14 protein-coding genes are annotated in these 21,281 nt (G+C 66.9%); 7 read left to right on the top strand and 7 right to left on the bottom strand.

What is annotated here, in order from left to right; genetic code table 11:
* Window positions 1–25 precede the first annotated feature (25 nt).
* A complete protein-coding gene (locus tag ACZ50Q_RS22385; protein WP_464079582.1) occupies window positions 26–2,287 on the top strand; it encodes a TonB-dependent receptor in 2,262 nt (753 codons plus the stop codon).
* Between the two features lie 123 nt (window positions 2,288–2,410).
* On the opposite strand, the gene serB is transcribed toward ACZ50Q_RS22385, so the two are convergent.
* Together serB and mfd are read right to left on the bottom strand one after the other, a co-directional pair.
* Window positions 2,411–3,268, bottom strand: coding sequence for a phosphoserine phosphatase SerB (serB, locus tag ACZ50Q_RS22380; RefSeq protein WP_076519301.1), 858 nt, complete (start codon window positions 3,266–3,268; stop codon window positions 2,411–2,413).
* Between the two features lie 26 nt (window positions 3,269–3,294).
* Complete coding sequence (mfd, locus tag ACZ50Q_RS22375) at window positions 3,295–6,777, bottom strand: transcription-repair coupling factor (protein WP_464079581.1); 3,483 nt, start codon at window positions 6,775–6,777, stop codon at window positions 3,295–3,297.
* A 29-nt stretch (window positions 6,778–6,806) separates the two neighbouring features.
* Between mfd and ispD the strand changes: the two genes are divergently transcribed.
* From ispD to ACZ50Q_RS22360, 3 genes are all read left to right on the top strand, one after another.
* Complete coding sequence (ispD, locus tag ACZ50Q_RS22370) at window positions 6,807–7,490, top strand: 2-C-methyl-D-erythritol 4-phosphate cytidylyltransferase (RefSeq protein ID WP_092577679.1); 684 nt, start codon at window positions 6,807–6,809, stop codon at window positions 7,488–7,490.
* Entirely contained in the window at window positions 7,487–7,978 is a 492-nt protein-coding gene (ispF, locus tag ACZ50Q_RS22365) for a 2-C-methyl-D-erythritol 2,4-cyclodiphosphate synthase (protein WP_464079580.1), read from the top strand. Before ispD ends, ispF begins: the two co-directional genes overlap by 4 nt.
* A 181-nt stretch (window positions 7,979–8,159) precedes the next feature.
* Window positions 8,160–10,217, top strand: a complete 2,058-nt coding sequence (locus ACZ50Q_RS22360; protein WP_464079579.1) for a DUF4344 domain-containing metallopeptidase — start codon at window positions 8,160–8,162, stop codon at window positions 10,215–10,217.
* Window positions 10,218–10,318: 101 nt separating this feature from the next.
* Here ACZ50Q_RS22360 and ACZ50Q_RS22355 read toward each other — a convergent pair whose 3' ends face one another.
* The 4 genes from ACZ50Q_RS22355 to risA form a co-directional block, all read right to left on the bottom strand.
* Window positions 10,319–10,837 (bottom strand): carboxymuconolactone decarboxylase family protein, encoded by a 519-nt coding sequence (locus ACZ50Q_RS22355; RefSeq protein ID WP_076519306.1) that lies wholly within the window; start codon window positions 10,835–10,837, stop codon window positions 10,319–10,321.
* A gap of 73 nt (window positions 10,838–10,910) precedes the next feature.
* Window positions 10,911–11,459: a peroxiredoxin gene (locus tag ACZ50Q_RS22350; RefSeq protein ID WP_006217982.1), complete on the bottom strand. Its 549-nt coding sequence runs from the start codon at window positions 11,457–11,459 to the stop codon at window positions 10,911–10,913.
* Between the two features lie 59 nt (window positions 11,460–11,518).
* Complete coding sequence (risS, locus tag ACZ50Q_RS22345) at window positions 11,519–12,913, bottom strand: sensor histidine kinase RisS (protein WP_076519307.1); 1,395 nt, start codon at window positions 12,911–12,913, stop codon at window positions 11,519–11,521.
* Window positions 12,914–12,947: 34 nt separating this feature from the next.
* Complete coding sequence (risA, locus tag ACZ50Q_RS22340) at window positions 12,948–13,682, bottom strand: response regulator transcription factor RisA (RefSeq protein WP_003813882.1); 735 nt, start codon at window positions 13,680–13,682, stop codon at window positions 12,948–12,950.
* Window positions 13,683–13,813: 131 nt separating this feature from the next.
* Here risA and tsaB point away from each other — a divergent pair, with 131 nt between their 5' ends.
* The gene (tsaB, locus tag ACZ50Q_RS22335; protein WP_464079578.1) at window positions 13,814–15,070 is read left to right on the top strand and encodes a tRNA (adenosine(37)-N6)-threonylcarbamoyltransferase complex dimerization subunit type 1 TsaB; all 1,257 of its coding nucleotides are present in this window, start codon (window positions 13,814–13,816) and stop codon (window positions 15,068–15,070) included.
* Window positions 15,067–16,056, top strand: a complete 990-nt coding sequence (locus tag ACZ50Q_RS22330) for a uracil-DNA glycosylase (protein ID WP_464079577.1) — start codon at window positions 15,067–15,069, stop codon at window positions 16,054–16,056. The genes tsaB and ACZ50Q_RS22330 overlap by 4 nt, the downstream gene beginning before the upstream one ends.
* Before the next feature lie 81 nt (window positions 16,057–16,137).
* Here the strand turns inward: ACZ50Q_RS22330 and lplT are convergent, their stop codons facing one another.
* Window positions 16,138–17,451: a lysophospholipid transporter LplT gene (gene lplT, locus ACZ50Q_RS22325; protein ID WP_464079576.1), complete on the bottom strand. Its 1,314-nt coding sequence runs from the start codon at window positions 17,449–17,451 to the stop codon at window positions 16,138–16,140.
* 264 nt (window positions 17,452–17,715) lie between these two features.
* On the opposite strand from lplT, the gene smc reads away from it, so the two are divergent.
* Window positions 17,716–21,249, top strand: coding sequence for a chromosome segregation protein SMC (gene smc, locus ACZ50Q_RS22320; protein WP_092577695.1), 3,534 nt, complete (start codon window positions 17,716–17,718; stop codon window positions 21,247–21,249).
* The last annotated feature ends 32 nt before the right edge of the window (window positions 21,250–21,281 follow it).

Genomic DNA, 21,281 nt, shown 5'->3' with positions numbered 1-21,281 from the left:
CTATTCACATTCTGGAGAAGTTGGTTTGAAGCCCCAAGATTCGTATTCGCTGAATACGCTCGCCACGTCGCTGGCCGCCGCCATCGCGGCGCCTGCGTTGTTCGTCAGCCCCTATGCCGCAGCGCAGTCCGCCGACACCGGCGTGACCCAGTTGTCCCCGGTCCGTGTCGAGGGCGAAGGCTCTCCCTACCAGACGTCCACGGCTCAGTCGCCCAAGTTGACGGCGCCCTTGCTGGATACGCCGCGCACGGTGCAGGTCGTGCCCCAGCAGGTGATCCAGGACCAGGCCGCTTCGTCGCTGCAGGATGTGCTGCGCAACTCGCCCGGCATCACCTTCGGCGCCGGCGAAGGCGGCCGGCCGGGCGGCGACCTGCCCATCATCCGCGGGCAGAACTCCGCGGGGAGCATCTTCCTGGACGGCATCCGCGATTCCAGCACCCAGATCCGCGACACGTTCAACCTGGAGCAGGTCGAGATCATCAAGGGACCGGATTCGGTCTATTCCGGCCGCGGTGGCGCGGGCGGCAGCATCAACATGGTCAGCAAGACGCCCAAGGCCACGGACTTCACCGAAGCCACGGCGCAGATCGGCACGGACAACAATTACCGCGCCACCATCGACAGCAACTGGCGCCTGGCGGACAAGGCGGCCTTCCGTCTGAACGTCATGGGCAACAAGGGCGACGTGCCCGGCCGCGACAACGGGGTGGACTTCGAACGCTGGGGCGTGGCGCCTTCGCTGATGCTGGGCGTCGGCACGCCGACGCGCATCACGCTCAGCTATTACCACTACCAAGACGACAGCATGCCGGATTACTCCATCCCGTATGACCCGAAGACGGGCCAGCCGGTGACGGAGACCATGGGCGTGAGCCGCAAGTCGTTCTACGGCCTGACCGGACGCGATTTCATGAAGACGCGCGACGACGTCGCGACGGTCGACTTCCAGCATGATTTTTCCGACAAGCTGCAGCTGCGCAACGTGATGCGCTACGGCCGCGGCACGACCGATTTCGCCGCCACCAATCCTGACGACAGCAAGGGCAACATTCCCAACGGGCTGGTGTATCGCGCGCTCAAGTCGGGCTACTACGTCACCAAGACCTTTGCCAACCAGACGGACCTGACCGGCGAATTCGAGACCGGCAGCCTGAAGCATTCGTTCGACCTGGGCTTCGAGTACAGCAACATCAAGCAGGACAAGGACGGCTACACCCAGACCATCGCCCGTGGCCCGATGGACTGCAAGGTCAGCGCGACGGACCTGTCGAATCCGGCGCTGTGCACGTCGCTGTGGGATCCGGATCCCAGCGACGACTACCCGGGCAAGCTGACCCGCAACGACAATCCTGCCCGCTACAACACGGACACGATCGCGCTCTACGGCTTTGACACCATCAAGTTCAACGAACAATGGCAGGCCAGCCTGGGCGCGCGCTGGGACAACTACCGGACCAGCGGCAGCAACATCGCGCGCGGCCGCAGCGATCCGGCCGGCACGCCCGCGTTCTACAGCACGAGCCGGGAAGACAACCTCTTCAACTACCAGGTCGGCCTGGCGTACAAGCCTGCGCCCAACGGCACGATCTACGCCACCTACGGCACCTCGTCCACGCCGTCCTCGGTGGCGGGCAGCGCGGTCAGCGATGCGACGTCCCTGTCGAACGCGTCGCTCGAACCCGAGAAGAGTCGGACGGTCGAGCTGGGCACGAAGTGGCAGGTGCTGGATGACAAGCTGACGCTCTCGGCGGCGGCCTTCCACGACATCCGCAAGAACACCAGCGTCGCCGTGTCCGCGACCGAAGTGGCGCAGGTAGGCGAGGCCAAGGTGCGGGGCATCGAAATCGGCTTCTCGGGCGCCATCACGCCCAAGTGGAACGTCTTCGGGGGCTACACGTTCATGGACAGCGAAATGACCAAGGGCGCGTACAACAACGGCGCGGTCGGCCAGGACCTGCCCAACACGCCGCGCAATGCCTTCAGCCTGTGGACGACCTACAAGGTCCTGCCCAAGCTGACGGTCGGCGGCGGCGCGTACTACGTTGACAAGGTCTACGGCAACTCGGACGCCACGAAGAATGCCGATGGCACGCCCAAGGCGCGCTGGGTGCCTTCGTACTGGCGCTTCGACGCGATGGCCGCCTACGAATTCAACGAGCATATCTCGGCGCAGTTGAACGTGCTGAACATCTTCGACGAAACGTACTACACCAAGGCCTATGCCGCGCACTACGCGGCGCTGGGCACGGGCCGGGCGGCGTTGCTGTCCCTGCGCATGCGGTATTGAGCATGGGGCGCCGCGCAGCCGGCGCCGACTCGCTACGAAAAAGCCACCTCATCTTGAGGTGGCTTTTGTCCTTTTGTGCTTTTGTCCTTTTGTGCTTTGGGATGGGTGTCAGACACCTGCGGATCAGGTCTCGAACCAGTTCAGCACGCCGTCCAGCCCCGACACGTTCAGGGCGTAGCGCGTCTGCTGCCGAACCAGCGGCTTGGCGTGGTAGGCCACCGGGAAGCCCGCGTTGGCCAGCATCTTCAGGTCGTTGGCGCCGTCCCCCATCGCGATGATCTGGTGCGTGTCGGCGCCGTGCGTGCGCGCGAACTCGCGCAGATGCGCGGCCTTGGCGTCGGCATCCAGGATGTCGCCCAGCACGCGGCCGGTCAGCACGCCGTTTTCGATTTCGAGGGTATTGGCGTGGGCGCTGTCCAGGTTCAGGCGGGCGCGCAGGCGCTCGGTGAAGAACGTGAATCCGCCGGACACCAGCAGTACCTTGATGCCCGCGGACTGGGCGGTGGTGATGAGGCGCTCGGCGCCCGGGTTCAGCCGCAGCTTTTCCTCGTAGACCTGGTCCAGCGCGCCGGCCGGCGCGCCCTTGAGCAGCGCGACCCGGCGCCGCAGGCTCTCGGCGAAATCCTTGATTTCGCCGCGCATGGCGGCTTCGGTGATCTCGGACACCTTGTCCTTCACGCCGACCACGCCCGCGATCTCGTCGATGCACTCGATGTTGATCAGCGTGGAGTCCATGTCCATGGCCAGGACCTTGCAGTGCGACAGCTTCAGGCCGGACGGCACGAAGGCGGCGTCGACACCGCGGGCATCGGCCCAGGCGGTGACCACGCTGCGGGTCTCGGCGTCGTGCTGCACGTCGAGCAGGCGGGCGGCGGTATTGCTAATGCGCGCGATGCCCTGGGCCTGGGCCAGGGCTGCGAGCTGTTCCGCATGTTCGATGGCAAGGCCGGGGGATTGGACGACGAGGTTGTGGGTAGTCATGGCGGGATGGGGAAGGGTGTCTGGGATTATTTCAGTGCGCGCAGGACCGCTCGCACGGCGTCGGCGCGGGCCGCAAGCTGGGGCGCCTTGATCTCGACGCGCAATTTGTCCTGCCCGGCGAGCTTGATGTGGCGCTGGCGCTGGACGAGATCGATGATCCGGCCGGGGTCGACCGTGGTCTTGGGACCGAACTGCAGCAGCGCCTGGCTTTCGCTGGCGTCGATCTTGACGATGCCCAGGGGCTGGGCCGCGAGGCGCAGGCGGTGCGTCGCGAGCAGGGTCTGCGCCGCCTCGGGCAGCTTGCCAAAGCGGTCGATCAGTTCTTCCTGGATGTGGATCAGGTCGTCCTCGTCGGCGGCGTGCGCCAGCCGCTTGTAGATGGCCAGGCGCGCATGCACGTCGGCGCAATAGTCGGACGGCAACAGCGCCGGCGCATGCAGGTTGACCTCGCACGCCAGGTTGAAGGGCGCGTCCAGGTCGGGTTCTTCGCCGGCCCGCAGGGCGCGCACGGCTTCGTTGAGCATCTCGTTGTACATCGAGAAGCCGACTTCCTGGATGTTGCCGGACTGCGAATCGCCCAGGACTTCGCCGGTGCCGCGGATTTCCAGGTCGTGCATGGCCAGGTAAAAGCCCGAACCGAGTTCTTCCATGGCCTGGATGGCTTCCAGCCGCTTCTTGGCGTTGGTGGTGATGGCGTCCTCGCCCGGCGTCAGCAGATAGGCATAGGCCTGGTGGTGGGAACGTCCGACCCGGCCGCGCAACTGGTGCAGCTGGGCCAGCCCGAAGCGGTCGGCGCGGTGGATCACGATGGTGTTCGCGCTGGGTACGTCGATGCCGGTTTCGATGATGGTGGTGCACAGCAGGACGTTGTAGCGCTGCTGGTAGAACCCCTTCATCACCTGTTCGAGTTCGCGCTCCGGCATCTGGCCGTGCGCCACGGCGATCCGGGCCTCTGGCACCAGTTCTTCCAGGCGGGCGCGGCGGTTGTGGATGGTCTCGACCTCGTTGTGCAGGAAGTAGCACTGGCCGCCGCGCTTGAGCTCGCGCAAGAGGGCCTCGCGCAAGGTGCTGCCGTCTTCGCGGCGCACGAAGGTCTTGATGGCCAGGCGCTTCTGCGGCGCGGTGGCGATCACGGAGAAGTCGCGGATGCCTTCCAGCGACATGCCCAGCGTGCGCGGGATGGGCGTGGCGGTCAGGGTCAGCACGTCGACTTCGGCGCGCAGCGCCTTCAGGGCCTCTTTCTGGCGCACGCCGAAGCGATGTTCCTCGTCGATGATGACCAGGCCCAGCCGCTTGAACTTCACGTCCTTGGACAGGATCTTGTGCGTGCCGATGACGATGTCGACCCGGCCGTCATTGATGCCCTCGATGGCGCTGGCCACCTCTTTGGGGGACCGGAAGCGCGACAGCTCCACCACGCGCACGGGCCAGTCGGCGAAGCGGTCGGAGAAGGTCTGCGCGTGCTGTTCGGCAAGCAGGGTGGTGGGGCACAGCAGGGCCACCTGCTTGCCGTTGGCCACGGCCAGGAAGGCGGCGCGCAGCGCGACTTCGGTCTTGCCGAAGCCGACGTCGCCGCACACCAGGCGGTCCATGGGGCGGCCGGACGTCATGTCGCTGATCACGGCCTGGATGGCGGCGGCCTGATCGGCCGTTTCTTCAAAGCCGAAGCCCTCGGCGAACGCTTCGTAGTCATTGAGCGGCAGGTTGAAGGCAAAGCCTTCGCGCGCCGCGCGCTGCGCATACAGCGCCAGCAATTCGGCGGCGGTGTCGCGGACCTGCTTGGCCGCCTTGCGGCGGGCCTTGTCCCATTGGCCGGAGCCCAACTGGTGCAGCGGCGCGGCTTCCGGATCGGCGCCGCTGTAGCGGGCGATCACGTGCAGTTGCGACACCGGCACGTACAGCGTGCTGCCGTTGGCATATTCGAGATGGAGGAACTCCATCTCGCCTTCGCCCATGTCCATATTGACCAGGCCGTGGTAGCGCCCGATGCCGTGCTGCGCATGGACGACGGGGTCGCCTTCGCGCAGTTCGGACAGGTCTCGCACCATGGCTTCGACGTTGCTCGCGCGTTCCTGGTCGCGCTTGCCGCGGCGTCCGGTGCTTGCCAGCCCGGGATAAAGATCGTTTTCGGTCAGGAACGCCAGGTTGGCGTCCGGCAGTTCGAAGCCGGTGCCCAGCGGCGAGGCGACGATGCCGAAATGCGCGTCCGACGCCAGGAAGGCCTCGATGGTGTCCGGCTGGGCGTCGGGCGTGACGCCGAACTCGTTCAGCATCTGCACCAGGGTTTCGCGCCGGCCGGCCGAGTCCGCGCACAGCAGCACGCGGGTATGGCGAGTCTGCACCAGCGCGCGCAGCTTGGCGATGGGGTCATCGGAGCGGCGCGCCACGCTGACGTCGGGCGCCGCGCGAAAGTCTGGATGCGGCTGGCCCGCGGCCAGCGACAGGCGTCGGAATTCCTTCAGCCGCCCATACAGCGCTTCTTTGTCCAGGAACAGGGCGGAGGGCGGCAGCACCGGGCGTTCGCGGTCGCTTTTCAGGAAGCCATGGCGGCTGGCGGTGTCCTGGCTGAAGCGCTGCATCGCATCGTCGATGTCGCCGACGGTGACCATGACCGTGCCTTCAGACACGTAGTCGAACAGCGTGGCGGTTTCCTCGAAGAAGAGCGGCAGGTAGTACTCGACCCCGGCGAACGGGATGCCGTTGCCGATGTCCTTGTAGGGCAGGGCGCGCGACGGATCGCCTTCGAAGACTTCGCGAAAGCGGGCGCGGAAGCGGTTGCGCGAGTCTTCGTCCATGGGGAACTCGCGGCCGGGCAGGAGCTGCACCTCGCGCACGGGGTACAGGCTGCGCTGGGTGTCGACGTCGAAGCTGCGGATGGTCTCGATCTCGTCGTCGAACAGATCCAGCCGGTACGGCACCACCGAGCCCATCGGGAACAGGTCGATCAGGCCGCCGCGCAGGCAGAATTCGCCGGGCGAGGTCACCTGGGTGACGTGGTTGTAGTTGGCCAGGGTGAGTTGCGCGCGCAGCGCCGATTCGTTCAGCTTGTCCTTCTGCTTGAACGAAAACGTGTAGGCGGCCAGGAACGAGGGCGGGGCCAGCCGGTACAACGCGGTGGTGATGGGCACGGTCAGCACATCCACCGTCTTCATCATCAGCGAATGCAGCGTGTTCAGGCGTTCGGAGATCAGGTCCTGGTGCGGCGAGAAGGCGTCGTAGGGCAGCGTTTCCCAGTCCGGCAGTTGCCTGACGCGCAGGCCCGGCGCGAATAGCTGGATCTCCTCGGCCAGGCGCTGGGCCTCCAGGGGCTCGGCCGTCAGGATCACCAGCGGCGCGCCGGCCTGGCGCGCCAGGTCCGCCAGCAGCCAGGCGTCGCCCGAGCCGGGCGGCCGGGGCTGCGCGTAGCGCGCGCCGGGCTTCAGCGCGGACAGGGTGGGGACCGTGGCGGGGACGGGCGGCGCGGCCGTGTCGAGGGAAGAAGGGGTGGGCATCAGGCTGGAAGCGGACATCAAGCGGAAGATTATAAAATCTCCGCACCATGTCTGACTCAATCATCGCGATCGTTCCCGCCGCGGGCGTCGGCGCCCGCGCCAGCCGCGCCGGGCACGAGGCCGTTCCCAAGCAATATCGTCCACTGTCCGGACAGCCCATGCTGCGCCACGCGGTCTGCGCCCTGCTGGCCGATGCGCGCGTGTCGCAGGTGCGCGTGGCGGTGACGCCGGGAGACGGCTGGGTCGACGCCGCGCTGGCCGGCCTGCCGCGCACCGTCTGGCGCGCCTGCGGCGGCGCGACGCGCGCCGATACGGTAGCGGGCGCGCTGGCCGACAGCGAGGTCGCCGATGACGCCTGGGTGCTGGTGCACGATGCCGCGCGGCCGGGCTTGCCCGCTTCGGCGCTGAGCCGCCTGATCGACGCCTGCCTTGCCGATCCGGTGGGCGGCCTGCTGGCCCTGCCGGTGGCCGACACGGTCAAGGGCGGGCACGAGCGCGTGGAGCGCACGCTGGACCGCAATGGCCTGTGGCTGGCGCAAACGCCGCAGATGTTCCGCGCCGGGGTGCTGCGCGATGCGCTGACCGCGGCCTGCGTGGACGGCGTGACCGTCACCGACGAGGCCTCCGCGATCGAGGCCGCCGGCTACGCGCCGCTGCTGGTGCCGGGCGCGATGCGCAACTTCAAGGTGACGTGGCCGGACGATTTCGAACTGATGGAAAAATGGCTATGAGCATTCCTTTCCGCGTCGGGCAAGGCTTTGACGTGCATGCGCTGGTCGAGGGCCGGCCGCTGATCATCGGCGGGGTCACGATTCCCCATACCCACGGCCTGCTGGGGCATTCCGATGCAGACGTGCTGCTGCACGCGATCACCGACGCGCTGCTGGGCGCGGCGGGCCTGGGCGATATCGGCCGGCATTTTCCCGACACCGATCCGGCCTTCAAGGGAGCCGACAGCCGCGTGCTGCTGCGCGAGGCGATGGCCAGGGTCCGCCGGGCGGGCTGGACGCCGGTCAATATCGACGCCACCCTGCACGCGCAGGCGCCGAAGATTGGTCCGCATGCGCCGGCCATGGTGAAGCACATCGCCGCTGATACCGGGTTGGACGAAGCCGAGGTCAACATCAAGGCCAAGACCAACGAGGGGCTGGGCTACCTGGGCCGCAAGGAAGGCATCGCGGCGACGGTGGTCGCGTTGCTGGCGCGCGTGGAAAGCTGACCCCGCGCGCCGCCATGTCCGTGGCGCCCGCGCCACGCGCCCCACGCCTTTTCAATGCCGCCTGCGTCGCAACGCCAGGCGGCATTTACGTTGGCATACATCTTTAACAAATGAATAAGCGGGTGAATTTGATCTGACTTACGCTGCGCCACTTGAAATCTGACTAATCAGGGACATTCAGATGCAATTACGGGGCGCGGGGCTATTTTTCGTTCTTGCCGCATTTGCCACCTCCGCGCACGCGGAGTATGAGCAGCAGCTCGGCCCGCTGGCAGGCACCGTCAGGCAGCAGCTTCTGCAGGGGTGGCACGTCGGCGAACAGGATGGCTGGTTCACCCTGCGCAACAGCGACGTGCCCGGCGGCGAGCAGACGTTCTATGTCAACGCGGGCCAGCCGCCCGAATCGGGCCGCATCATCGACGTCAACGTGGTGGTCAACTCAAAGAGCCCCAAGGCGTCCATTGGCGTTGCGCTCAACAACAATGCGCGCAAGAGCCTGTGCCTGCTGGAGATCCGGGCGGACCGCAACACGCTGCTGTTCTGTCTCGAGGGCCAGAAGCGGCGCGACATCGCGTCGGTGCCCAACGTCGCGAAGCTGGACGGCACGGACCGCATCAAGGTGGTTGAAGTGCCGGGCGCGGCGCGTTTCATCGTCAATGGCCAGAAGATCGCCGACGTCGAGAACGAGCCCGCGCTGGGCAGCGAAGTCGGCATCATGGCCTACGACGAAGGCACCTTCGGCATCGCCGATTTCACGATTAATTCCAATCTGGCCGCCCCGGCGGCCGGCGGCGGCGCGCAAGGCGGGGCAGGGGCAGGGGCAGGGGCAACCCGGGCGCCCGCCGCGGCGCCCGCGCCCGCGAACAACACGCCCGCCTTGCCCGGCGCGGGGCCCTATCCCCGGTTCGGCGGCGACACGCTGCGCATCGTCGGCGTCTACGTCGGGATCATGCGCAGCATTTTCCTGCACGAATTCGGCCACGCGCTGATCGGCGAGCTGGAACTGCCCGCGACGGGCGCGGAAGAAGACGCGGTCGACATGTATTCGGCGCTGCAGATCGTCGAGCCCACGATGTACCCGTCCAGCGACAAGGACGTGAACATCATGGCCCGCGAGGCGGCGACGTACGCCGCGCTGCAGTGGTACTACAGCGGCATGCTGGCGGAAAAGCGCGGCGCGTCGGCAAATTCGGCGTGGCAGGACGAGCACACGGGCGATCTCAAGCGTTTCCGCAACATGCTGTGCATCATGTACGGCGGCAACCCCTCGGTGTTCGAGCCGGTGGCCAAGCACGTGGGCTTCGAAGACCGGACCAAGGCGCGCTGCACGGACGAATTCAACAAGCAGAACCGCGCCTGGCGCCGGCTGCTGGCGCCGCACACCCGCGTCGGCGCATGGACGCCCGACGGCCAACAGCCGGCCGACGCGCCGGGCGCGCCGGTCAATGTGGTGTTCGAGCCGTCCAAGCGCAAGATCGGCAATCTCTTTGCGAACAACCTGTCCGAGGCGATCACCAACAATATCAAGCTGCTGGGCCAGACCTACGTGCTGCCGCGGCCGGTCAACGTGGTGTTCAAGGACTGCGGCCAACTGAACGCCTGGTACAGCCCGCGGGAAGGGTCGATCACGATGTGCTACGACCTGATCGAGAACATCGCGGTGATGATCTCCGACATTGAAACGGGCACCGTGGGCGGAGAAGTCGTGGCCAAGGATGGCGCGGCTCCCCGGCAGCCGTCAGCCGCCGGGCAGGGGATGCCCGCGCAGCCGAGCGGCACGTTCGATGAACTCAAGGACAGCGGCGTGCCGCCGACGTCCATGCTGTTCTCGTCCCCCTACAAGGGCCCGACGCCCAACAAGCACACCCGCGCCGAGGTCATCACGACCGCGGACCTGGTGCAGATGATCAACAAGGACAAGTCCATTCTCATCATCGACACCAGCGGCCTGCGGGACACGCTGCCCATCGCCTACCCGCTGGCGGACGCCGGCCAGGACGGCAGCGTCGCGGATCACCTGCAGGGCGCGCTCGACGCCTGGCTCCAGAAGAACACGGGCGGCCGGCGCGACCGACCCATCGTGTTCATGGGCGCGGGCATGAATGACCGTTCGTCCTATAACGCGGCGCTGCGTGCAGGGACACTGGGATGGCGCGCGTATTGGTATCGCGGCGGCATGGAGGCCTGGGTGGCCAATGGCCTGCCCACCGCGCCGGTCAAGCAGGCCGCCGGAAAGTAGCGGCGCGACGGGGGCGCCGTCGCGCCGCCGTCCATGACGCCCTCAAGCAAAAAGCCCGCCTGCGTCATGCAGGTGGGCTTTTTTCCGATCGGCGGAACCGCTTACTTGCCTTGGGCGGCCAGCGCCAGGGCAGCGGCGTTGACCACGGCGGCGATACGGCCGGCGTCGCGCAACTGTTCGGTCGACAGGCCGTCGTTCTTCAGGTTTTCATAGTGCGACGCAACGCAGAAGTGGCACTTGCCGATGATGGAGGCCACCAGGGCGAAGAGCTCGAAACGCTTCTTCTCGACGCCGCCATGGGTGGCGTAGGCGTTCATGCGCAACTGGGCCGGCAGGCTCTTGAGCTGGGCGTCGCCGGTCATCTCGACGTAGGGGTACCAGGTGTTGTTCATGCCCATGAGGGCGGATGCGGTCAGCGCGGCGTTCGCGTCGCCTTCCGACAGGCCGCTCTTGAAGGCTTCAACCAGCACCGGGCTGCGCGCGGCATAGGCGGCGGACAGGGCAGCGCCGATGGCGTCTTCGGGAGCCAGCGTCGAGCGGGCGATCACGGCGTCCAGATTCAGGCGGATGTCCTTGGCCCAATCCGGCAACTGTTCCTTAATGGTCGTAAGAAATTCCATAGTTTTTACCTATAATCTAGCGCAGTTAAAGCCCGGGCGGGGCCTGCGAACAGGCCCCGGGCCGGGCTGGAAATTACAGCGTGGCGCCGCCAACCGTACGGTTGCACGGGCAGAGCTCGTCGGTTTGCAGACCGTCGAGCAGACGCAGCACTTCTTCCGGGTTACGGCCGACGTTCAGGTTGTTCACCGAAACGTGCTGGATCGTGTTGTCCGGGTCGACGATGAAGGTGGCGCGCAGGGCAACGCCGGCACCCTTCTCGCGCACGCCGAGCTGGTCGATCAGCGCGCCGGTGGTGTCGCCGAATTGGTAGTGACCCAGCTTGTTCAGGTCCGGGTGCTCACGGCGCCAGGCCAGCTTGACGAATTCGTTGTCAGTCGAACCGCCCAGCAGGACGGCGTCGCGGTCTTCGAAGTCCTTGGCCAGCTTGTTGAAGCCGACGATTTCGGTCGGGCAAACAAACGTGAAGTCTTTCGGGTAGAAGTAAATCACCTTCCACTTGCCGGGGAAGGAGCTTTCGGTGATGTCTTCGAACGCCGACACGCCGTTTTCTTCGTGCTGGTTGAAGCCGGGCTTGACGCCGGTGACCTTGAAGGGTTCGAGTTTGTCGCCAACAGTTTTCATGTTTACTCCCGTAGTTGTTGGGTGGAGATAAGGCAGTGCCTCAAACCGTAAATTCTACGCTATGGATTATCGTTGTCTAATTGATAATTCCTAAACTTGGCTTTGGGCAGCTCTATCCTTGCGGTAAGGCCGCCACCCTCGCGCGGCAGCATGCGCAACGAGCCGCCGACGTGCTTGAGCAGGCGTTCGACGATGGCCAGGCCCAGGCCCGCGCCGCTGACCCCGGTGCGCGCGGCTTCTCCGCGGGAGAACGGACGCAACAGGCGATCCACGTCCTCGGGGGCGATGCCGGGGCCGCGGTCGGACACCTCGATGACGATCATGCTGCCTTCGGCCTGCAGCGTCATGTTCAGGTGCGCCAGGCCGTCGTCGGACCGGCCGTAGCGGCGCGCGTTTTCGATCAGGTTGCTGACGATGCGCTTGAGGTCCAGGGCGGTGATGCGGGCGCGCAGGCCGGGTTCCAGGACGGCTTCCAGATCGCCGCCCAGCGACGCGGTGTGGCTGCGCTCGCGTTCGTAGAGTTCGGCCAGCACCGCGGAAATGTCCGTGGCCAGTTGCGGCAGCGTGCCCGCGGGGCGGGCGTATTCCATGAGCTGGCCGATGCTGTGGTCGATCTGGCCGAGGTCTTCGTCGATGGCCTGGCGGGCGTCTTCGGACACGCCGCTCAGCTCGATTTCCAGCCGCATGCGCGCAAGCGGGGTGCGCAGGTCGTGCGAAATGCCGGCCAGCATGAGCTCGCGGTCGGCCTCGGCCTGGCGCAGGTCTTTGGCCATGCGGTTGAACGAGGCGTTCAGGTCGCGGATTTCGAGCGGCCCCTGTTCGGGCAGGGGGGCGGGCGTTTCACCGCGCGACAGGACCTGGGCGGCCCGGGCCAGGCGCGATAGCGGCCGGTTGACGAACCCGACGCTGACCGCGGCCCCGACAAGGGACAGCAGCAGCGCGGTGGCGCCCCAGCCCAGCCATTCGATGCCGCCGGTCAGGCCGATCTGCTCGCGTTCGAACACCAGCCAGTACAGGTCTTTTTCTATCTGGAAGCTGACCCAGAACCCCGGCACCTGGTTCACGCCCCAGGCGATCTGCGTTTCCGGACCGAAGCGCGTACGGATGTGCTGGGCCACGCGCTGCCAGTAGTCGTCGTCGGGGAGGGCTTCGGCAAAGTCGGTGACTTCGCGCGGATAGACCTGGATGCCTTCATTGGTGGCCAGGTCGAGCAGAAGTTTGCTGCGTTCGCCGTTATGCGAATAGATCAGCGCGGTGCGCGTGATATTGACGGCCGTGATCACCCGCTGCGCCATCTGATTGGCGCGCGGTCCCAGCTCCATGCTGAAAAATACTTGGAGCCACGCGCCCAGGCTGACCAGCATCAGTGCGGCGAGCAAAAGGAACGTGCGGCCGAATAAACCCAGCCGCAAACGTGATGTCAGGTTCCTGAATGTTCTGCGCAGGCGCGGCACGAAGCTGCGCTCCTGCCCGGGGCGGGCGAGTCGATCAGCTACCACCGTCCGGGACGAACACGTATCCCAGACCCCAGACCGTCTGGATGAATACCGGCTTGGACGGGTTCGGTTCGATCAGTTTGCGCAGGCGCGAGATCTGGACGTCGAGGCTGCGATCGAAGGCTTCGTATTCGCGGCCGCGGGCCAGTTCCATGAGCTTGTCGCGCGACAGGGGAATCTTCGGATGGCGCGCAAACACCTTGAGCACCGAGAATTCACCCGTGGTGATGGGCACCTGTTCGCCGTTGCGCGTGAGCGTACGGGTGGACAGGTTCAGCACGTAAGGGCCGAAGGCGATGGACTCGTTCTCCTGGCTGGGGGCGCCGGGGTGTTCCTCGGTGCCGCGGCGGCGCAGAATCGCATTGATGCGCGCCAGCAGTTCCCGGGGATTGAACGGTTTGGACAGGTAGTCGTCCGCGCCCATCTCCAGCCCGACGATGCGGTCGATCTCTTCCGCCTTGGCCGTGAGCATGATGATGGGGGTGTTGTCGTGACCACCGCGCAGCCGGCGGCAGATGGACAGGCCATCCTCGCCGGGTAGCATCAGATCCAGCACGAGCAGGTCGAAATGCTCGCGTTGCCAGAGTTTGCCCATCTCTTTGGCGTCTTCGGCGACGAAAACGTTGAATCCCTGTTCGGACAAGTACCGGCGCAGCAGATCGCGCAAGCGCGGATCGTCGTCAACGACGAGGATTTTTCGGGTGGGGGTGGTGTTTTGCGTATTCATGGCCGGAAATGTAACAGTGACAAGAACCAGCGGCTAGTGGGCGTTCACAAGATATTACACATTGCGAACCCTGGTTGAAATCCCCCTTACACCCGGGGGTAACAGCGGCTTATTTCGTACAATCTGCTTCTATGGAACTAAACCTGCTGGCTCTGGAAACGTCGTCGTCGCGCTGTGGCGTGGCCCTTTTGCGGGCGGTCGACGGCCGCCTGGACATCCGCGTGCGCGAACACGAAGGCGCCCAGGAACACGCCGAGCGCCTCCTCCCTATGGCGGATGAGCTCCTGGCCGAAGCCGGCATCCCGCCGTCGGACCTGCACGCCGTGGCGTTCGGGCAGGGCCCCGGGGGGTTCACCGGTCTGCGCGTGGCCTGCGGCGTGGCCCAGGGCATGGCCCTCGGCCTGGGGATCCCGGTGTTGCCTATTGTTTCGCACCAGGCGGTAGCCGCCGAGGTCGCCGGGACGCCGGCCGATGCCATCGTCGTGGCCCTGGACGCCCGCATGAACGAGGTCTATCTGGCAGTCTACCGCCGCCGGGACGCGGCTGGCGAGGATTCCGTCTGGGACACCCTGCAGGCGCCGATGTTGATCGCCGCGGCCGAGGTGGTGCCCTGGACCGCGCATCATCTGCCGAACTGGTCGGCCCAGGCGGGGCAGCCGCTCGAACCGCTCCTGGCCGGGGACGCCTGGGAGGCTTATCCGGCCGACATGCGTTGCCCCGCGCAATGGCGCCGGGCCGGCGACGCGCAGCGGCCGCAGGCGGCCAGTGTGGCGCGGCTTGCGCGCCTGGGCTGGCTGCGAGGCGAAACCGTGGCGCCCGAGCTGGCCGCGCCGCTCTATGTCCGCGACAAAGTGGCGTTCACCACCGCCGAGCGCCTGCGTGGCGAGGGGGGCAATCCGAAGGCGCAGCCCTCGCTGGCGCCGCAGATCCCGCAGCCCATGACGCAGGCCGACCTGGACGAGGTGGTTGCGCTGGAGGCGCACGTGCAGTCCTTTCCCTGGACTCGCGGCAATTTCACGGACGCCCTGGCGGCGGGTTACGGCGCCTGGACCTTGCGGCGCAAGGGCAGGCTGGCGGGTTTCGCCATTCTCATGTTCGCGCCTGACGTGGCGCACCTGCTGGTGATCGCCGTGGCCCGGGACCTGCACCGCCAGGGCCTGGGCGGCGTGCTGCTCGACTGGTGCGAACAGCAGGCGCGCGAGCGCGGGCTGGAGGGCCTGCTGCTGGAGGTCCGGCCGTCCAACACGTCCGCCATCAGTTTCTATAAGCGCCACGGCTATCTGCAGATCGGCGTGCGGCGTGCGTATTACCCGGCCGAGAAGGGCGGCCGCGAGGACGCCCTGGTCATGCAGAAACGCTTTGGCGACACGGGCGGGGGACCGGCATGAGCCCCATGGATGCCGTGCCGCGGCCGGCGCCGCCGCGTATCAACCCCTTGCAGCGCATCTGGCTGCGCGAGATCGGCATGGAGCGGCTTTGGCTGCGCACCCCGCCGGTTGCGCCGCCAGCCATGGCGCCGGTCACGGCGCGTGTCGTCGCGCCGGAGGCGGCGTCTGCGGTGCAGCCCGCCCCGCCAGTTCGATCGCCCGTCGCTCCCCCGGCGTCCACCGCCGAACCGGCCGCCTCACCCGCACCCGTACCCAAACCCGCGCCGGCTGCCGTGGCAAGCTCCACGGCCGAGCCGGCATCGGGACGCGCATCGGCCATCCCCGCCTCGATCCTGAACCGCAGCGGCCCGCCGCCGCGTCCGGCGCCGAAGGTCGAGATCAAGGACGAAGCGCCGCCGCCCATCCCGGTGGCCGAGGCGGTCAAGGATGCCGATCTGGAGCAATTGGCCGCGCAGGTCGTGGCGTGCGCCGCCTGCGGCCTGTGCCAGGGCCGTCGCCATGCGGTGGTGGGCCACGGCGCGCAGCCGACCCGCTGGCTGGTGGTGGGCGAAGCCCCCGGCGAACAGGAAGATCGCCAGGGCCAGCCCTTCGTGGGGCGGTCGGGCCAGTTGCTGGACGCCATGCTGGCGGCCGTGGGCATGAGCCGGGAGCGCGACGTGTTCATCACCAACGTGATCAAGTGCCGCCCGCCCGGCAACCGGAATCCCAAGCCCGAGGAGATCGCCGCCTGCAGTCCGTACCTGATGCGGCAGATCGCCCTGCTCAAGCCCGAACGCATCCTGGTGCTCGGCCGCTTCGCGGCGCAGACGCTGCTGGGCACCGACGCCACCATCGGCAGCCTGCGCGGCCGCGTCCATCATCTGAAGACGGACGAGGGTGCGCAGATTCCGGTCGTGGTCAGCTACCACCCGGCCTATCTGCTGCGCAGCCCCTCCGAGAAGGCACGCGCCTGGCAGGACCTGAAGCTGGCTGCGCGCGACCTGTAGCTTGCTCTGGCCACAACGAAAAACACCCGGGCGCGCCCGGGTGTTTTCATTGGCGGCGCAGCAAGTGCGCGCCGCAGGGGATCAGTGTGTCGAATCCAGCGCGCGGCCGTGGCCTTCCTGGCCGATCTGGTCGTGCAGGTCCGGATTGGCCAGCATGTTGCGCTTGCTCCAGCGCATGAACACGACCATCAGCACGGCCACGACGGTGCCGAAGATCACGATGATCACGTTGATCGGCAGCTCCAGCCAAAGCAGCAGCGTATACATGGCCACCATGAGCAGGATGTTGAGCTGTTCGTTGAAGTTCTGCACGGCGATCGAATGGCCCGCCGACAGCAGCACGTGGCCGCGATGCTGGAGCAGGGCGTTCATGGGCACGACGAAGAAGCCGGCCAGACCGCCCGTCAGCAGCAACAGGAGATAGACGCTCCAAGGCTGGTAGACCAGCGGCATCAGCAGCACGACCAGGCCCATGGCGGCGCCCACCGGCAGCACGGCCAGCGCGCGGCGCAGCGGGATGCGGCCAGCCAGGATGGACCCGACCACCGTGCCCAGCGCGGCCACGCCCATCAGCATCGAAGCCTTGTCGAGCTGGTAGCCCAGATGGCTGCGGCCCCATTCGATGACGATGAGCTGCAGCGTGGCCCCCGCGCCCCAGAAGAGCGTGGTGACGGCCAGGGAGATCTGTCCCAGCTTGTCCTTCCAGAGCACGCAGACATAGCCCCAGAAGGTGCGCACGAGCCGCACGGGGTTTTTCTGCTGCGGCGGATAGCGCACGTGCGTGTGGGGGATCAGCAGGTTGCACAGCGCCGCCAGCAGGTACACGAAGGCGATGACCAGGATGGCCGCCTCGGCGGGCGTTCTGACCAGCTTGCCAATGAAGGAATGGCTGAGCAGGGCGCTGGAGACGGACGACGATATCAGCAGTCCGCCCAGGACGGTGCCCAGGATGATGGAGAAGACCGTCAGGCCCTCGATCCAGCTGTTGCCCTTGACCAGCAGCGCCGGGGGGAGCATTTCGGTCACGATGCCGTATTTGGCGGGGGAGTAGGCGGCGGCGCCGATGCCCACCACGCCGTAGGCCGCGCACACCAGCCAGGTCTGGTATTGCGGGGCGATGCCCAGGCTGGCATACGAGAACATCAGCAGACAGCCCGCGACCTTGAGGGCATTGGTCGAGAACATGACGCGGCCCTTGGGATAGGAATCCGCCAGGGCGCCGACGAATGCGGCCAGCACGACGTAGGCCAGCGCGAACGACCATTTCATCATGGGCGCCAACCAGTCAGGACCGTGCAGTTCCTGTATCAAGGCGATTGCTGCGATGAACAGCGCATTGTCCGCCAATGACGAGAAGGCCTGCGCGGCCATGACCAGATAGAAACCACGTTTCAAGAATGTCCCCGTTCTTCGGCCAGAGGCTGACCAGTCCGCTTGAAGATGATGTGTCGTGCCAAAAAGTGTCAGGGAGTATAGCCGGAGCCTTGCGCCGGGCCATCGCGCGTTTGCCCGCGGGTTGACCGGTGCCAACCTCTGGGGACAGACCGCCTGCGGTATCATACGGTCCATATGAGAGCCGGCCCTTTTTGGGCCGGTTTGCAATCTGTGCGGCAGGTCCGTTAACGCCTTTCGTTCAACCCACCCCGTCGTCATCGTACTGTGCGCCTTACTCAGCTCAAACTCGCCGGCTTCAAGTCCTTCGTCGACCCCACCGTGATCCCCGTGCCCAGCCAGCTGGTCGGCGTGGTGGGTCCCAATGGCTGCGGCAAGTCGAACATCATCGACGCCGTGCGCTGGGTGCTGGGCGAGGCCAAGGCATCGGAACTGCGCGGCGAGTCCATGCAGGACGTCATTTTCAACGGGTCCGGCAACCGCAAACCCGCGGCGCGGGCGTCGGTGGAAATGGTGTTCGACAACAGCGAGGGGCGCGCCGCCGGACAGTGGAGCAGCTACGCCGAAATCGCGGTGCGCCGCGTCCTGACCCGGGACGGCACCAGCAGTTATTTCGTCAACAACCAGCAGGTCCGCCGCCGCGACATCCACGACATCTTCCTGGGCACCGGCCTGGGCGCCCGCGGCTACGCCATCATCGGCCAGGGCATGATCAACCGCCTGATCGAAGCCCGGCCCGAAGAACTGCGCGTATTCCTGGAAGAAGCGGCCGGGGTGTCGCGCTACAAGGAACGCCGCCGCGAAACCGAGAACCGGCTGTCCGACACCCGCGAAAACCTCACCCGCGTCGAAGACATCCTGCGCGAACTGAACAGCCAGCTTGAAAAGCTGGAAGCCCAGGCCGAAGTGGCCACGCGCTACCGCGAACTCCAGGCCGACGGCGAAAAGAAGCAGCATTCGCTGTGGTTGCTGAAGGAGACGGGCGCCCGCGAGGAACGCGCCAGGAAGGCGCAGGAAATGGCGCAGGCCCAGAACGAACTGGAAGCCGCGATTGCCGGCCTGCGCGCAGGCGAGGCGGCGCTCGAATCCCGGCGCCAGGCCCATTACGCCGCCAGCGACGCCGTTCACACCGCGCAGGGCGCGCTGTACGAAGCCAACGCCCAGGTCAGCCGCCTGGAGGCCGAGATCCGGCACGTCGTCGATTCCCGCAACCGCCTGCAGTCGCGCCGCGACCAGTTGCAGCAGCAGATCGCCGAATGGACCAGTCAGCGCGAGCATTGCACCGAACAGATCGCCCAGGCCGAGGATGACCTGGCCGCCGCCGCCGCGCGCACCGAAGAAGCGCGCGCCACCGCCGAAGACGCCCAGGCCGGCCTGCCGGCCGTCGAGCAGCGCGTCCGCGAAGCGGCCGCTGGCCGCGACGAAATGCGCGCCGCGCTGGCCCGCGTCGAGCAGAACCTCGCCCTGGTGGCGCAGACCCAGCGCGACGCCGACCGCCAGATGCAGACCCTGGACCAGCGGCGCGAACGCCTGCAACAGGAACTGCGCGAACTGCACAGCCCCGATCCCGAGCGCCTGGAACAACTTGCCGGCGACCGCGCCGCGGGCGAAGACCAGCTTGAAGCGGCCCAGGAAGAACTGGCGGTCCTCGAGGGCCGCGTGCCCGAGGCCGACGCCGAGCGCAGCCGCGCCCAGGCCGCCGCCCAGACCGAAGCCCAGAACCTGGCCCGCCTGGAAGCCCGCCTGTCGGCGCTGGTGAAGCTGCAGGAAGACGTGCAGAAGCAGGGCGCGCTGGAGCCCTGGCTGGCCAAACACGAGCTGGCCGGGCTGTCGCGCCTGTGGCAGAAGCTGCACGTCGAACCGGGCTGGGAAACCGCCCTGGAATCCGCGCTGCGCGAGCGCATGGCCTCGATCGAAGTGCGCACCCTGGACTGGGCGCGCGCCTTTGCCGAGGACGCGCCGCCCGCCCGCCTGGCATTTCACCAGTTGCCCGTCGCGGCCCCGACGCCGCCCGCGCCCGCCGGCTTCACGCCGCTGGCCAGCCTGCTGCGCATCACCGATCCCGACCTGCGCACGCTGCTGAACGAATGGCTGTCCGGCGTCTACACCGCCAATGACCTCACCCAGGCGCTGTCCCTGCGGGCCACCTTGCCCGCGGGCGCCGCCTGCGTGGTCAAGGCCGGTCACCTCATCGACGCGCACAGCGTGCGCTTCTACGCGCCCGACTCCGAACAGGCGGGCCTGCTGGCCCGCCAGCAGGAAATCGAAAACCTGCAGCGCGAGATCAAGGCCCAGCAGCTCATCACCGACCAGGCGCGTGCCGCGGTCGCCCGGGCCGAAGCCGCCTGGCAGCAGGTGTCCCAGGCCATCTCCCCGGCGCGCACGCGCGTGGCCGAGGTCACGCGCCGGGTGCACGACATCCAGCTCGAACATTCCCGGCTGCAGCAGCAGGCCGAACAGTCCGGCGAGCGCGCCTCGCGCCTGCGCCAGGACCTGGAAGAAATCAAGGCGCACGAGGAAGACCTGCGCGCCACCCGCGAAGAGGCCGAGGCCCGCTTCGAGGCCCTGGACGAAGAGCTTGCCGAGCACCAGTCCCGGTTTGCCGACGCCGAAATGGACGGCGAGACGCTGGCCGCGCAGGCCGAGGCGGCCCGCACCCGGCTGCGCGAACTGGAGCGCGCCGCCCAGGAGGCCGAATTCGCCGAGCGCGGCATCCAGGTCCGCATCACCGACCTGCAGCGCAACCGGCAACTGGCCGCGGACCAGAGCCAGCGCGGCGCGGTCGAGCTGGAACAGCTGATGGGCGACCTGGCGGAACTCGACGCGTCCGCGTCGCAGGCCGGCCTGCAGGACGCCCTGGAAATGCGCGCTGAGCGCGAGGAAGCGCTGTCGCGCGCGCGCCAGGAACTCGAAAACCTGGCGGCGCTGCTGCGCGGCGCCGATGAAGACCGGCAGCAGCAGGAGCAGACCCTGGAACCGCGCCGTGCGCGCATCATGGAATTGCAATTGCAGGAACAGGCCGCGCGCCTGGCCGAAGAGCAGTTCACCGAGCAGCTCAACGCCCGGGAAGTCGACCGCGAGGAACTGGCCCAGTTCCTGGCCAACCAGCCGGACGAATGGCGCCGCGCAAGCTGGCTGCAACAGGAAGTCGGGCGCATCTCGCGCCAGATCGAGGCCCTGGGCTCGGTCAACCTGGCCGCGCTGGACGAATTGAACACCTCGCGCGAGCGCAAGGGCTTCCTGGATTCGCAGCATCAGGACCTGATGACTGCCATCGACACCCTGGAAGACGCCATCCGCAAGATCGACCGCGAAACCCGCGAGCTGCTGCAAGAGACCTTCAACATCGTCAACGGGCACTTCGGCGAACTCTTCCCCAAGCTGTTCGGCGGAGGCGAGGCCAAGCTCAGCATGACCGGCGAGGAGATCCTCGATGCCGGCGTGCAGGTGATGGCCCAGCCGCCCGGCAAGCGCAACAGCACGATCCACCTGCTGTCGGGCGGGGAAAAGGCGCTGACCGCCACCGCGCTGGTGTTCGCGCTGTTCAAGTTGAACCCCGCGCCGTTCTGCCTGCTCGACGAGGTGGATGCGCCGCTGGACGACGCCAACACCGAGCGCTACGCGAACCTTGTTGCCAACATGAGCGAACAGACGCAGTTCCTGTTCATCTCGCACAACAAGATCGCGATGCAGATGGCCAAGCAATTGATCGGCGTGACCATGCAAGAGCAAGGGGTTTCGCGTATCGTTGCGGTAGACATAGATTCGGCCGTCCAGATGATGGCCTCCGAAGCGGCATAAACCCAATATTGAGAAAGGCGCCGCCTTCTGGC

The organism is Achromobacter sp. T5-5 (genome assembly GCF_055397965.1).
The sequence above is the reverse complement of the archived record's forward strand: the minus strand, read 5'-3'. Positions and strand labels throughout refer to the sequence as shown.

Coding starts and splice junctions, on each gene's coding strand:
- serB (WP_076519301.1), bottom strand. CDS start 3,268: ATGACTACCCACAACCTCGTCGTCCAATCCCCCGGCCTTGCCATCGAA.
- ACZ50Q_RS22350 (WP_006217982.1), bottom strand. CDS start 11,459: ATGAAAACTGTTGGCGACAAACTCGAACCCTTCAAGGTCACCGGCGTC.
- tsaB (WP_464079578.1), top strand. CDS start 13,814: ATGGAACTAAACCTGCTGGCTCTGGAAACGTCGTCGTCGCGCTGTGGC.
- ACZ50Q_RS22355 (WP_076519306.1), bottom strand. CDS start 10,837: ATGGAATTTCTTACGACCATTAAGGAACAGTTGCCGGATTGGGCCAAG.
- ispF (WP_464079580.1), top strand. CDS start 7,487: ATGAGCATTCCTTTCCGCGTCGGGCAAGGCTTTGACGTGCATGCGCTG.
- mfd (WP_464079581.1), bottom strand. CDS start 6,777: ATGTCCGCTTCCAGCCTGATGCCCACCCCTTCTTCCCTCGACACGGCC.
- ACZ50Q_RS22330 (WP_464079577.1), top strand. CDS start 15,067: ATGAGCCCCATGGATGCCGTGCCGCGGCCGGCGCCGCCGCGTATCAAC.
- ACZ50Q_RS22360 (WP_464079579.1), top strand. CDS start 8,160: ATGCAATTACGGGGCGCGGGGCTATTTTTCGTTCTTGCCGCATTTGCC.
- risA (WP_003813882.1), bottom strand. CDS start 13,682: ATGAATACGCAAAACACCACCCCCACCCGAAAAATCCTCGTCGTTGAC.
- ispD (WP_092577679.1), top strand. CDS start 6,807: ATGTCTGACTCAATCATCGCGATCGTTCCCGCCGCGGGCGTCGGCGCC.